The organism is Enterococcus sp. S53 (assembly GCF_016516865.1).
GTDB classification, from domain to species: Bacteria; Bacillota; Bacilli; order Lactobacillales; family Enterococcaceae; genus Enterococcus_D; species Enterococcus_D innesii.
Window position 1 is genome coordinate 1 of record NZ_JACVUH010000003.1, and the last position, 13,653, is coordinate 13,653.

Genomic DNA, 13,653 nt, shown 5'->3' on the forward strand with positions numbered 1-13,653 from the left:
TTGCAGATATGCTTTCGCTTGTCGAATCGCTATTACTTACGCTCGTACTGCTGCTATAACTTGCAGAGTCACTTGCACTTAGTGAGGTCGAAATGCTGCCACTCAATGAGGAGGAATCACTAAGTGAGGTACTCAAGCTCATTGACTCACTGTTACTTAACGATAATGAATCGCTAACTGATGTGCTGGTACTTATCGACTCACTAACACTTGTAGATGTTGATTCGCTCACTGACGTACTTGCGCTTGTGGAATCGCTGTTGCTCACACTTGTGCTGCCACTGAAGCTTGCTGATTCGCTAGTAGACTCACTATTGCTCAATGACATCGACGTACTAATTGAATTTGAGATCGAGTCTGATTCCGATAAACTTTCTGATAAACTCATGCTGGTACTCAATGAATCAGAAATAGATTCGCTGAAACTAATGCTCTCACTAAGCGAAGAAGAATCAGATTCACTAATTGCGACAGACAATGATTCTGATGCTGAAATACTTTCTGATACTGAATCACTCTCTGACAATGATAGTGAAGTGGATTCACTGAGTGATTGCGAGAGTGAAACTGATACTGACTCAGATAAAGATAAGCTTTCAGAATCACTTGTACTGTTGCTCAATGATCCAGAAACAGAGGCACTAAAGCTAGAACTATCACTTTCTGAATCTGACTCAGAAACACTAGCTGATATGGATAACGATTCTGATGCAGAAAGGCTTTCTGACATTGAATCACTATCCGACAGTGAAATAGATATTGAAATACTTTCAGATAGGGATTCTGATAAAGATTCTGAATCACTAATCGAAATTGAAAGAGACATTGATTCACTTTCTGAGATAGAGGTCGATGACGAACCACTCTCTGAGTCCGACACTGAAATAGATTCACTTATTGAAAGAGACGCTGATTCTGAGTCACTCAATGAAATCGAAACCGATTCTGAATCACTTAAAGAAGATGAAGTAGAGACTGATGTTGATAATGATTCAGATGTCGAATTATTCATATCAGATTCACTTTCTGAAATCGACGATGACAATGAATCACTCTCTGATTCTGATACTGAAACAGATTCACTCGTTGATGTAGACATAGATTCTGAATCACTGACAGAGATCGATTCTGATAAAGAGTCACTTTCTGAAATCGATTGAGAAAGAGAAACACTTTCTGATTCTGAAGTAGAAGTAATAATGGATTCAGATAATGATTCACTTCCCGAAACAGACTCTGAGGTAGACAATGATACTGGATCTTGCTCATAATTGACCGTGAACATCTGAGGTGAAGAATCCATTTGAGATGCTCCATTGCTAGTAGTGTCAAAAGTTTGATTGGCAGCCAAAGCTTCCGCTAATGTATTGTAGACTACTCCATCTGGTCCAGTAACCGTATAAATATATCCATTTCTCTCTAAATCTGCATCTGTTACACCAAGAGTGATACTTTCGTTTGAAACGCCAGAAGTACCATATTTTCCAACAGTGACTGTTCCCGGGATTTGCTCAAATGCTTCCCCTGTAGCCGGATCTGATTCCGGTTGGTTATTCCCAACGACACCGACTTCTTGATAAGACGGATAAAGAGTGATCGTAATAAACTGTTGATCACTATCTGTCGTACTACCATTATTGCTAGTATTATCAAAAACAAATGTCCCTGTTTGATCTGCATAATAGCCGGTTTGAGTGAGGTAATCCGCAATTAAATCCGTATAACTTATTTCTTGTCCGGTCGTCCCATTGATGGCAACTGTGCCAGTTTGGTTCTGTAATGGACGACCATCTGAATTAACAAATGTTACGTTGACTGTTTGTGTATCTGCTACAACATAAATAGTGGTTAGACTCGCACCTGTTCCTACTGTTGTAGATCCAGGCTGGACGTTGCCATTTAATACTGCACCTGTTGCATAATAGTAACCAGGAGGTAAATTCGTCGAAGTATAGTAACTATTGGTCCAATCGATAACATTTCCATAGTTTGCAGGAATTCTATCTGTTCCTGAAGCTTCGGTACCAGCATTCATGTACTCAGAAGAGATCACTTGACCTGTCTTAACGTCAACATATTGGTACTGAACCGAATTATTGGCAACACCGTATACATAAATATTATAGGTATAATTGGTGTTTTCCATCGGAACGATCGCAACTGTCGCTTGTCCATAACTATCCCCATTATCAGCATCAGTCGTACTATCTCCACCACTTTGGCCATCATTTTTCGCAGAACTAGCGACTTGGGTACCAATCGCCCACATGTAATTATCAGGCATTAACTCATTTGCATACTCCAACGTTTGCAAATCAAGATACTCACCAATGTAATTAACGTCTGGATCAATTGGCATATCAACAGTTTTGATAATATTGCCATACTGATCAACATAGTTTACAGTTACAGTTCCTGGTGCAATAGCAACAGTCGCTAATTCACGGGTAGAGGTATCTACAATATTAGATGTAGTAACATTTCCAGCCGTATCTTTAATGGTGGTTGTCGTACCTGAAATAGTCATCTCTACGAATTTTAAGTTACGGTTTCCTTCTGGAGCAGCGGTTTGGCTACTGCTGCCTTGCCATGTACTAATCTGAGAATTATTCATGACGAATGTTCCTGAACCTGTAATCAATCGGCCGGCTGAAACAGCTCCTGAAGAAGTTAGACGTGCTAAGTGCAATGCTCGCGGTGAAATAAAGCGAACGGTTGCGCCTGAGTCAACGTTTACAACAGTATTAGCATTCCATTGTTGCAAATCAAGTACTGTTCCAGCGTTAAATGTAACAACTGCTCTGTTCGTAACATTTAGCGAATTGGAACCTACTGTGCGGGTAGCGGTCATTTGCAGGTTTTGTCCAAAAGTTGCAGTTCGGTCATTTGATTGACTTCCTGAATAACGAGAAAAATCAAGGAGCATTTGGAAGCCGTCTTGTTTCCAGGTTACGTCATCTCCAACAGTGATTGAGTTAAATCCATAATAGACAAGGGGATAGTTGTTACTATTATAGGTACTAAGTTCGTTACCAATAATTGTCGCACCATCACCTACTTTAAAGGTATGGTTGAATCCTGTATCACTCGCATTGTTCCCTCGGATCGCCATATAGTAAAACATGGAATAACCAGTGGTACCAGCTGTTCGGTTCAACTCTACATGGGACCCATTAGCGATAGCTACTTCCCCAATTTGCATCAATTCTTGTTTTACATTGGCAACAATTTTGCCAGATAAAGTCACTTGACTATCCTCAGCATCCAGTAGTCGTCGTGGTTGATAAGCAGTATCTGTTCCGCTAACACCATCTCGTCCTTCGAGAGTGACATTATCGATATTGAAGTACCAGTATCCATAACCACCTGTTGCCGACCTTGAATCAATCACTGCGTCCGCTGTACCTGTCCCACTGTCTCCTGAGTTGGTGCCTGACTGCCAATGAATCAAGTTAATATTTGTGATCGTAAAAATAGAACCGCGAACCGTAGAACTTGCCCCTACATTAAACGCTGCTCCTGCCATATTGACTGTAAAACCATTCCCGTCAATAATCACACTCGTTTCGCGCCAACCTAAATCACGAGTAGCCACATTGGTAGCTGCTGTAATATTGGCGGTGACCTCGATATAGGTAATCGAAGAATTTCCATACGCTGCTTTTAAGGTAGCCCAGTCATTAACTGCCGCATACGTGCCATTAGCAATAGCGGTTTGTTTGTATAAATCTTTATTCTTCACTTGATCAGGCACATCAACTGTTACTCCAGAAGGTGAATTGGTTTTATTTCCATCATTGATTGCCTGTTCAAATTCTTCTCGACCCATATCCGGATCTGCAGAAACGTTGATTTTAATGATCTGCCCTGATTGAGTGGTGATTGCAAAACTTGCAATCAAGTTATTGGCACTAGCATATTGCTGCGCTGCCCGTATCAAAGATGTACTTGGTGAATTGCCATCTTTGACTACTATTTCTAATGAATTCGTTGTAGTGTCAACCGAAGCTTGTACTTTCTTAGGCACTAATTGATCAAAGAGCTCTTGTGCTTTTTGTGATTCTACTTTATTTTTTTCGGTGACTGTTTGTTTTGGTGGGTTCTTTTGACTTACTGACGTTGAATGAGAAACACTTGTAGATCGTGACATTGATAAACTGGTCGATTCTGATGCACTTGACGACAACGAACCACTTTCTGAAATCGAAGTACTTTCTGAGATACTCAAACTTTCTGATTCGGACACACTCTCCTCCTCAGAAAGACTCATTGATTCAGAAACACTTTGGGATTCTTCAATACTGGTAACATTGTTTTCAATTTCTGAATCACTCACACTCTGTGATTCTGTTAAACTAGTTGACTCTGTCGCACTTTGTGACTGCGTATTACTTTCGGATTCAGAAAAACTTTCCGATGGCTGCGTACTTTCAGAGAGTGAAGTAGCTTCACTTTCTTGTGTCGATGAAGCCGGTATTTTGGTAGTCGTTTTATTTGCCAAGACATTCTCGGCATTTGCTTCTTTACTTGCATCTAATGGCGGTGTGATTTCTGAAGCATGCGCCACGATTGGCGTGATACTCAATCCAGCAATGCCAGTAAAAGAAGTGATCGTTGCATACACCCAATGTTTTCCGCTTTTATACATCTTGTAGCGTTCACTTTTATTGGATCGTAACAACTTTCGATAATTATTCTTTTTACTCATTACGTTTATTTTTCTCCCCTTTCGTAAAAATATTTTTACAAGCTTCCCCAAGTCCTATTTCTTTATGAGATAGGACAACTAATTATTTCATAGCTAGTAAAAAAGTTACGTTTTGTCCCAGAATCGGGACAAAAAAAAGCAACCTCTCCAATAAAAGAAGTTACTCTGCTGGAAATTCATATTGAACAAGCTTCAAAGCAGCTGCGATCGTATCGTCCATATCATAATAGCGATAGTTGGCTAGGCGCCCACCAAATAAACATTTTTTTTGCTGTTGCGCCAATTTCTCATACTTGCGATACAGTGCATTATTGCTTTGATCGTTGATTGGGTAGTAAGGAATATCTCCTTTCTTCCACTCTTTCGGGTATTCTTTAGTGATAACTGTTTTTTTTGTCACCACTGGACAAAAATGTTTATGCTCAATGATTCGCGTATAGGGCGTTTGACTGTCTGTAAAGTTCATGACTGCTGTTCCTTGGTAATTATCCGTATCATAGACTTTAGTTTCAAAATGTAATGACCGATAGGCCAACTCACCATAACAATAATCGAAATATTGGTCAATCATTCCAGTATAAACAATGTTCTTAGAAGAGGCTTCATGACGTGTGCGATCTGCAAAAAAATCAGTCTCTAAAGAAATATCAATCAGTGGATGAGTAAGCATTTTTTGAATCATTTGTGTATAGCCCAATTTGGGTATTCCTTGAAAAATATCCGTAAAATAATTGTTATTAAAGGTATACCGAATTGGCAGCCTTTTGATAATAAAAGAAGGAAGAAGATCACATTCTCGTCCCCACTGTTTTTCAGTGTAGCCTTTGATCAGTTTGTGATAGATGTCTGTCCCGACTAACGAAAGAGCTTGTTCTTCTAAATTTCGTGGTCTTTTTATTCCTGTCTTTTCAATTTGGGTCGATATTTTGATTCGAGCTTCAGCAGGATTTTTGGTTCCCCACAGTTGGTAAAATGTGTTCATATTAAAAGGAAGATTATATAACTCACCTTGATAGTTTGCAATTGGTGCATGAATATAGGGATAGAATTCAGTAAACTGATTGATATAATCCCAAATTTTTTTACTCGATGTATGAAAAATGTGCGCACCATATTTATGTACGTCGATTCCTGCTTGTTTTTCTGTATAGCAATTGCCGCCAATATGTGTCCGTTTTTCTAACATTTTCACTGTATGTCCCCGTTTCGCTGCTTCATGAGCAAAAACTGACCCAAAAAGACCTGTACCAACGATCAAATAATCATAAGCCATTTTTTTCTCCTAACCTTTTTTCTTTTATTTTAGAATTTTGATAAGCCAGAACTATAATTTCTTTTTTCTGAAAAAGAAAATAAAGAAGAAATGAGTACTTTCAGTTATCTTAGATGAATGGTCATTGTCTTCAATGAATGAATCGAGACAACAAAAAAGCTCTGAAATCGCAGCGGCTGACTGTTAAATCAACCGCTACTCTTTCAGAGCAAAGCAATAATCGAGAGATTATTTATTTTTTAAGTTGTAGAAAGCTTGCAAGCCTTTGTATTCAGCAACTTCACCAAGTTGGTCTTCGATACGTAGTAATTGGTTGTATTTTGCAATACGGTCAGTACGTGAAAGAGAACCAGTTTTGATTTGGCCAGCGTTTGTTGCAACTGCGATATCAGAGATTGTTGAATCTTCTGTTTCACCTGAACGGTGAGAAACTACTGCAGTGTAACCAGCTTCTTTCGCCATTTCGATTGCATTGAAAGTTTCAGTCAATGTACCGATTTGGTTAACTTTGATAAGGATTGAGTTACCGATACCGTTTTTGATCCCTTTTTCAAGGATTTCAGTATTTGTAACGAACAAGTCATCCCCTACTAATTGAACTTTGTCGCCTAAGCGTTCAGTTAATAGTTTCCAACCATCCCAGTCATTTTCATCCATACCGTCTTCGATAGTGATGATTGGGTATTTGTTAACTAATTCTTCTAAGTAGTCAACTTGTTCAGCAGCAGTACGTTTTACGCCGTTTTCGCCTTCAAATTTAGAGTAGTCGTAAACACCGTTTTCGTAGAATTCTGATGATGCACAGTCAAATCCTAGGTATACATCTTTACCTGGTTCTAAACCAGCAGCTTTGATTGCTTCTAAGATTGTTTCAACACCGTCTTCAGTTCCTTCAAAACGAGGAGCGAAACCACCTTCGTCACCTACTGAAGTTTCTAAACCACGTTTAGACAAGATTGATTTCAAAGCGTGGAATACTTCAGTACCCCAACGTAAGCCTTCTTTGAATGTAGGTGCGCCTACAGGCAAGATCATGAATTCTTGGAAAGCGATTGGTGCGTCAGAGTGAGAACCACCGTTGATGATGTTCATCATAGGAGTTGGCAATACTTTTGTATTGAATCCGCCTAAGTAGTGGTATAAAGGTACTTCTAGGTAATCAGCAGCTGCACGAGCAACAGCGATAGAAACACCAAGAATCGCGTTTGCGCCTAATTTGCCTTTGTTAGGAGTTCCGTCTAAAGCGATCATTGCCTTATCGATAGCCATTTGGTCACGGACATCGTAGCCGATGATAGCTTCTGCAATGATGTTATTTACATTGTCAACTGCTTTCGTTACACCTTTACCGCCATAACGAGCTTTGTCGCCATCACGTAATTCAACTGCTTCGTGTTCACCTGTTGAAGCTCCTGAAGGAACCATTCCGCGGCCGAAAGCACCTGATTCTGTGTAGACTTCTACTTCGATAGTTGGGTTACCACGTGAGTCTAAGACTTCGCGTGCGTAAACATCAGTAATAATTGACATGTTTTGTCTCTCCTTTGAGTTTGTTTTATCTTAAGGGGAATACCCCTTGCGAACAACTTAATTGTAGTGAAAAAATCACGATTCTGCAAATGTTATTTTCATGAAAATGAAATTATTTTACAGCATCTAATAATGCTAGGAATGAATCAGCTTGCAAGCTTGCGCCGCCAACTAATGCTCCGTCAACATTTTCTTTTGCCATGTATTCAGCAATGTTTTCAGGTTTTACAGAACCGCCGTATTGGATACGCACGCTATCTGAAACTTCTTTGCCGTATAATTTTTCAACGGTTTTGCGGACAACGCCACAAATTTCGTCTGCGATGTTTGCATCCGCTGATTTACCAGTACCGATTGCCCAGATTGGTTCGTAAGCAATCACAAGATTACTTACTTGACCGTCTGTTAAACCGTCTAAGCCAGCAGTGATTTGTCCTTCGATCCACTCAGCTGTTTTGCCAGCTTCATAGGTTTCTAAAGATTCACCACAGCATAGGATTGGAATCATGCCGTTTGCAAAGATTGCTTTGGCTTTTTTGTTGATGTCTTCATCTGTCTCATGGAAGTATTCACGACGTTCTGAGTGGCCGATGATGACATAGTCAACACCTAGATCTGCTAAAGCTGCTGGTGAAGTTTCGCCAGTAAAGGCACCTTCATTTTCCCAGTAGCTGTTTTGAGCAGCAATTTTTAATTCTGTTCCTTCAGCAGCATTCACTAATGTTTCTAAGAATAAAGCTGGCGAACCGATCACAGAGTCAACTGTCTCGTTGCTAGGAATATTTGTTTTGACTGCTTCAGCAAATTCTTTTGCTTCTTTCGCAGTTTTGTTCATTTTCCAGTTTCCGGCAATAATTGGTTTGCGCATGTTCTGGCACTCCTTTTCGTTATCAAGCGTGCAAAGAAAGTTCTTTGCACGGCTTGTCATTGATTATTTATCGTTGATCGCAGCTAGGCCAGGAAGTGTTTTTCCTTCTAGCAATTCAAGGCTGGCACCGCCACCTGTTGAGATGTGGGTAAATTTGTCAGCAAACCCTAATTGTTCTGCTGCAGCTGCAGAGTCACCGCCACCGATGATCGTTGTTGCATCTTCAAGGTTGGCAATTGCTTCACAAACACCAATCGTACCGTTTGCGAAGTTAGACATTTCAAACACACCCATAGGTCCGTTCCAAACGACTGTTTTTGCGCCTTTTAATGTTTCAGCAAACAAAGCGATGGTTTCAGGTCCGATATCTAAGCCCATTTGTCCTTCAGGAACATCACCAGTATGTTCTTCTGTTGGGACATCATTTGAAAACTCAGCAGCAGTGATTGAATCAACTGGTAATACTAATTTATCGCCAGCTTTTTCGATCAATTCTTTTGCTAATTCTACTTTATCTGCTTCCACAAGAGAATTACCGATTTCCATGCCTTTTGCTTTGTAGAACGTATACGTCATTCCGCCGCCGATCAAGATTTTGTCTGCTTTAGGAATCAAGTTTTCGATTACGCCGATTTTATCAGATACTTTTGCTCCACCAAGAATCGCGATCATTGGACGTTTTGGTTCTTCGACTGCTTCCCCGATGAATTTGATTTCTTTTTCCATTAAGAAACCAGCAACTGTTGGGATACCTGTTGAAGCGATCCCTACGTTTGAAGCGTGTGCGCGGTGTGCGGTACCAAAGGCATCATTTACAAAAACATCGCCTAAAGAAGCCCAGTATTTGCCTAGTTCAGGATCGTTTTTGCTTTCTTTTTTGCCATCGATGTCTTCGAAACGAGTGTTTTCAAAAACAACGACATCGCCATCTTGCATGTTGTTGATCGCTGTTTCTAATTTTTCGCCGCGGGTTTCATCCACGAAAGTTACTTCTTTGCCTAATAATTCGCCAAGACGTTTCGCAACTGGCGCTAAAGATTTTCCAGCTTTATCTGCTTCTTCTTTCACACGACCTAAGTGTGAGAAAAGAATTGCTTTTCCGCCGTTTTCGATCACATAATTGATTGTTGGTAATGCTGCTTTGATCCGTGTATCGTCTCCGATCACTCCATCTTTCAATGGAACGTTGAAGTCCACACGTACAAGAACTTTTTTATCTTTTAAATCGATATCTTGAACTGTCATTTTAGCCATGAACAGATTCCTCCTAGCATAATTGTTAAAAAAAGCGGAGAAGCGCGATGCTTCCCCGCTTTCTCTTGCGATGGTTTAAATTAAAGTCGTTCGCAACTCTTATAGGTTAGCGAAGTATTCTAAAGTACGTACTAATTGTGCAGTGTATGACATTTCATTGTCGTACCAAGCAACAGTTTTAACTAATTGTTTGTCGCCAACAGTCATAACTTTTGTTTGAGTTGCATCAAATAATGAACCGTAAGTCATACCAACGATATCAGAAGAAACGATTTCGTCTGTGTTGTAACCGTAAGATTCGTTTGAAGCTTCTTTCATTGCTGCATTGATTTCATCAACAGTTACTTCTTTGTCAAGAACAGTAACTAATTCAGTTAATGAACCAGTTGCAACAGGAACACGTTGAGCAGCACCATCTAATTTGCCGTTCAATTCTGGGATTACTAAGCCAATCGCTTTAGCAGCACCAGTTGAGTTAGGCACGATGTTTGCAGCAGCAGCACGGGCACGGCGGAAGTCACCTTTAGGGTGTGGTCCGTCTAGAGTCATTTGGTCACCTGTGTAAGCGTGGATTGTAGTCATTAATCCTTCAACTACACCAAATTTGTCGTTCAATGTTTTCGCCATAGGAGCTAAACAGTTTGTTGTACATGAAGCACCAGAGATAACTGTTTCTTCACCTGTTAAAGTTTCATGGTTTGTGTTGTAAACGATTGTTGGAACATCGTTTCCACCAGGAGCTGAGATAACCACACGTTTTGCACCAGCTGTTAAATGTTTTTCAGCAGCTGCTTTAGAAGTGAAGAATCCAGTACATTCTAGCACGATTTCAACACCTAGTTCGCCCCAAGGCAATTCTTCAGGGTTGCGGTTAGCTAAAACTTTGATTTCGTTTCCGTTCACATTGAATGAACCTTCGTGAACTTCCACTGTACCGTTGAAACGTCCTTGTGTTGTATCATATTTTAACAAGTGAGCTAACATTTTAGCGTCTGTTAAATCATTGATAGCCACAACTTCGATTCCTTCTACTTCTTGGATACGACGAAATGCTAAGCGTCCGATACGTCCAAATCCATTAATACCTACTTTAACTGTCATTTAAGATTTCCTCCTTATGAAAATCATAAAAATATTTATTTTAAAGGGTTGCCCCTTTTAAAATCTCATTTGCGCAAGCTTCATCAGTGATGAGCCAGGTTTGTTTTGGTGCATTTTTCATGTATGCATTGACCGCTTTGGCTTTTGACTGTCCACCAGCGACCGCAAAAATGATTGGGACTTTTTGCAAATCTTTTAATTGAAGGCCAATTCGAGGAACTTTGTAAACGACCTCGCCTGCTTCATTAAAGAAATACCCAAAGGATTCTGCAACTGCATTTTTTTGTTTCAACATCAGAATTTCTTGTTCTGACATTTTTCGTCGAGCCGCCATATGCAACGCCCGTCCAATACTATGAATAACACAATTTGCTTGACTTATCAAGTTTAAGACATCAACGATGGCGGGTTCTTTCAAGAGAAACTCGTAGGTGTTCATGCTTAATTGTTCTGGTACAAACAAGGAGCGATAATCGCCATTTGTCTGCATCGCCATCACTGAGCTGACTGAGTTTGCTTGGACGTTGACTGATTCTCCAATACCGCCACGGGCTGGTACAAACAAGTTATGACGTTTGGCGGTTTCTAAATTGCCTAATTCCTCAGCAACTTTCGCCATTGTCGTCCCTCCCATCACTGCGATGGTGTTTTTGCCTTCTGGCAATAAGAGATCCAACGATTCATTCAGCAACTGGCCAAATTCAGCAATAACTTTCGGTTGTCGATCACCATCGCCGCTCGCAATCAAACAACGTTCGATGCCAAAGGTCTCTGATAATCGTTTCTCGATTTGGTGCATTCCGAACAGCTGATCCATCAGTGCACCGATCTTCGTGTACACTTCTTCTCCGTAGGCGGTCAATTGCATGCCGCTTTTTGAAGAGTCGATCAGTTTCAGCTTTTTAAGGATATCTGTTTCCGTCCTCAACACGCGTTCCGTCATTGATAAACTTTCCGAAAGTGTCCGGCGGCCAACGGGCTGCATCCAATAAATATTTCTTAAGATACGGTAACGTTCCTGGAGTACAGCGAGAATATCCGGGGTGATTGCCTCAATCAATTTTAATTCATCGAGCATTTTATATCCTCCCGTTGGACAATTTTCGTCCTACAATGACTTAAAATGACCCATCGATTGCAAAAAAAATTTAAATCTGTTTCCTACACCAATAATAGTAGCACTTATCGCCTTGATACGCAACTATTTCAGTCACAAAATCTTGCTTTTCATAAAATCGTCATAAATTAAAAAATTGGAAGTGATCGATAAAAAAAGGAAAGGCTTTGCTGCCTTCCCTACTCGTCGTTAGTAGTAAGCTTTTGCTTTACTCGAATCGTTTCCGCTTGGAAGAACCAGGGATATTCATGGCTTCGCGATACTTTGCCACCGTTCGTCTGGAAATATCGATGCCTTGGGCTTTGAGGGCATCTGTCAACTTTTGATCTGACAATGGTTTATTTTTATTTTCTTCATCGATCAGTGCTTTTAGCTGCTGTTTGATCGATGCAGTCGTCAGGTCATCCCCGCTTTCTTGCGTCGAAACTTTCTGTCCAAAAAATAGTTTCAATTCAAACACCCCAAAGGAGGTTTCCAAATATTTCCCATTGACTGCCCGGCTGACCGTTGATTCATGAATGCCTAACTCTTCGGCAACTTCTCTTAAAACCAATGGCTTTAATGGTCGATCCGGTTGGGTGAAAAACTCCTTTTGCCGAGCAACGATCTGCACGCCGACACGATAGATGGTATCCCCTCGTTGTTGCAAGGTCTTCTTTAGCCACTCGAACTCTTGGGCTTTATTGTCTAAATAACTTAGGACCTCCGGATCACCGCTTTGCTTTAATTGGTCAAAGTACTGTTGCTGAAAGCGAACTTCTGGTAAGGCGCGTTTGTTTGATTTCACGATTGGTTGTCCTTTTTCAACCGTTACTCGCAAATCAGGTACAATGTAGAGCCCATCCGTTGACCCAAACGCCGCCCCCGGTGTCGGGGTCAATGTTTGAATATAGTCAAAGACCTTTTGGATCTCGTTTAAAGGGATCTGCAACGCTTTACTGATTTTGTCCCACTTGCGCTCTGCCATTTCCGTAAAGAATTCTTCTAAAATGAGATAGGCCATTGGCGGCGCATAGTCATCTCTTTCCGTTTGCAGCATCAAGCACTCTCTTAGATCACGAGCACCGACTCCTGCCGGATCCAGCTGCTGGATCAAGGTTAGAGCATCGAGCATTTGGATTGGGGTCCCACCAACAAGCTTTCCAGCTTCTTCCAAGTCAATCGTCAAAAAGCCGTTTAAATCAATGTACTCGACTAAAAATAAAACGATCGTCCGCAAAAAGGTGTCGCGGTAATTTAAATGGACTTGATCAATGAGGTGTTCAAACAACGATGTATGCTGGTCAGGAATCTGACTTAAATAATCCATTATTTGTTCTGACGAGCCGCTGCTCTTGCTTGGTGTGATGGGCGAATCATATTCCCCCAGATCAATCAACGGATTTTCTAATGCCTGGTTATCTATGAATGACAATAATTCGTCTGCGGAAAATTGCAGCACTTGGATCGATTGCTGCAATTTCTGCGTCATAGCAAGCTTTTGCGTCTGTTTTTGTTGTTGTGAAAATTGCTGTTGAAATTTCATCATTCTACCTCTTGTTTTTTTCACTGAAATTGGTTAAACTAATATTTGTGCTTCGCGCCTTTAGTGTAGTGGATATCACGTAAGATTCCGGTTCTTGAGACGGGGGTTCGATTCCCTCAAGGCGCGTTTTTTCTTTTCGTTACAAGTATACTCGATTCAAATCAATAATTCAAAAGCACTTAGGGACCGCTGACGCGGTTCCTTTTTTTATTTGTATCTATGTAAGAAGACGAAATCGTCCTTCACCGATTACAAGTTGCTTGCAACCAAAAGGCGA

At 40.6% G+C, this 13,653-nt stretch carries 8 protein-coding genes and 1 tRNA gene; 1 reads left to right on the plus strand and 8 read right to left on the minus strand.

The window, feature by feature from the left end:
* From IAE45_RS05370 to rpoN, 8 genes are all read right to left on the minus strand, one after another.
* Nucleotides 1-4,708: KxYKxGKxW signal peptide domain-containing protein (locus IAE45_RS05370; RefSeq protein ID WP_200125311.1), on the minus strand; the 4,708-nt coding region annotated here is incomplete at its 3' end.
* A 160-nt stretch (nt 4,709-4,868) separates the two neighbouring features.
* Complete coding sequence (gene glf / locus IAE45_RS05375) at nt 4,869-5,981, minus strand: UDP-galactopyranose mutase (RefSeq protein WP_140966001.1); 1,113 nt, start codon at nt 5,979-5,981, stop codon at nt 4,869-4,871.
* Between the two features lie 228 nt (nt 5,982-6,209).
* Nucleotides 6,210-7,511, minus strand: coding sequence for a surface-displayed alpha-enolase (eno, locus tag IAE45_RS05380; RefSeq protein ID WP_005234360.1), 1,302 nt, complete (start codon nt 7,509-7,511; stop codon nt 6,210-6,212).
* Nucleotides 7,512-7,623: 112 nt separating this feature from the next.
* A complete protein-coding gene (gene tpiA, locus IAE45_RS05385; RefSeq protein ID WP_200125313.1) occupies nt 7,624-8,379 on the minus strand; it encodes a triose-phosphate isomerase in 756 nt (251 codons plus the stop codon).
* Between the two features lie 63 nt (nt 8,380-8,442).
* Complete coding sequence (locus IAE45_RS05390) at nt 8,443-9,633, minus strand: phosphoglycerate kinase (RefSeq protein ID WP_140966000.1); 1,191 nt, start codon at nt 9,631-9,633, stop codon at nt 8,443-8,445.
* Nucleotides 9,634-9,732: 99 nt separating this feature from the next.
* A complete protein-coding gene (gene gap / locus IAE45_RS05395) occupies nt 9,733-10,734 on the minus strand; it encodes a type I glyceraldehyde-3-phosphate dehydrogenase (RefSeq protein ID WP_005228677.1) in 1,002 nt (333 codons plus the stop codon).
* A 40-nt stretch (nt 10,735-10,774) separates the two neighbouring features.
* A complete protein-coding gene (locus IAE45_RS05400; protein WP_005228675.1) occupies nt 10,775-11,812 on the minus strand; it encodes a sugar-binding transcriptional regulator in 1,038 nt (345 codons plus the stop codon).
* A gap of 247 nt (nt 11,813-12,059) precedes the next feature.
* Entirely contained in the window at nt 12,060-13,379 is a 1,320-nt protein-coding gene (gene rpoN, locus IAE45_RS05405; RefSeq protein WP_194195072.1) for an RNA polymerase factor sigma-54, read from the minus strand.
* A 51-nt stretch (nt 13,380-13,430) separates the two neighbouring features.
* Here rpoN and IAE45_RS05410 point away from each other — a divergent pair.
* A tRNA-Arg gene (locus IAE45_RS05410) sits at nt 13,431-13,502 on the plus strand.
* The last annotated feature ends 151 nt before the right edge of the window (nt 13,503-13,653 follow it).

Bases quoted from the DNA above. Each gene is read 5' to 3' on its own strand.
- rpoN (WP_194195072.1), bottom strand. From the start codon at position 13,379: ATGATGAAATTTCAACAGCAATTTTCACAACAACAAAAACAGACGCAA.
- IAE45_RS05400 (WP_005228675.1), bottom strand. From the start codon at position 11,812: ATGCTCGATGAATTAAAATTGATTGAGGCAATCACCCCGGATATTCTC.
- IAE45_RS05390 (WP_140966000.1), bottom strand. From the start codon at position 9,633: ATGGCTAAAATGACAGTTCAAGATATCGATTTAAAAGATAAAAAAGTT.
- tpiA (WP_200125313.1), bottom strand. From the start codon at position 8,379: ATGCGCAAACCAATTATTGCCGGAAACTGGAAAATGAACAAAACTGCG.
- gap (WP_005228677.1), bottom strand. From the start codon at position 10,734: ATGACAGTTAAAGTAGGTATTAATGGATTTGGACGTATCGGACGCTTA.
- glf (WP_140966001.1), bottom strand. From the start codon at position 5,981: ATGGCTTATGATTATTTGATCGTTGGTACAGGTCTTTTTGGGTCAGTT.
- eno (WP_005234360.1), bottom strand. From the start codon at position 7,511: ATGTCAATTATTACTGATGTTTACGCACGCGAAGTCTTAGACTCACGT.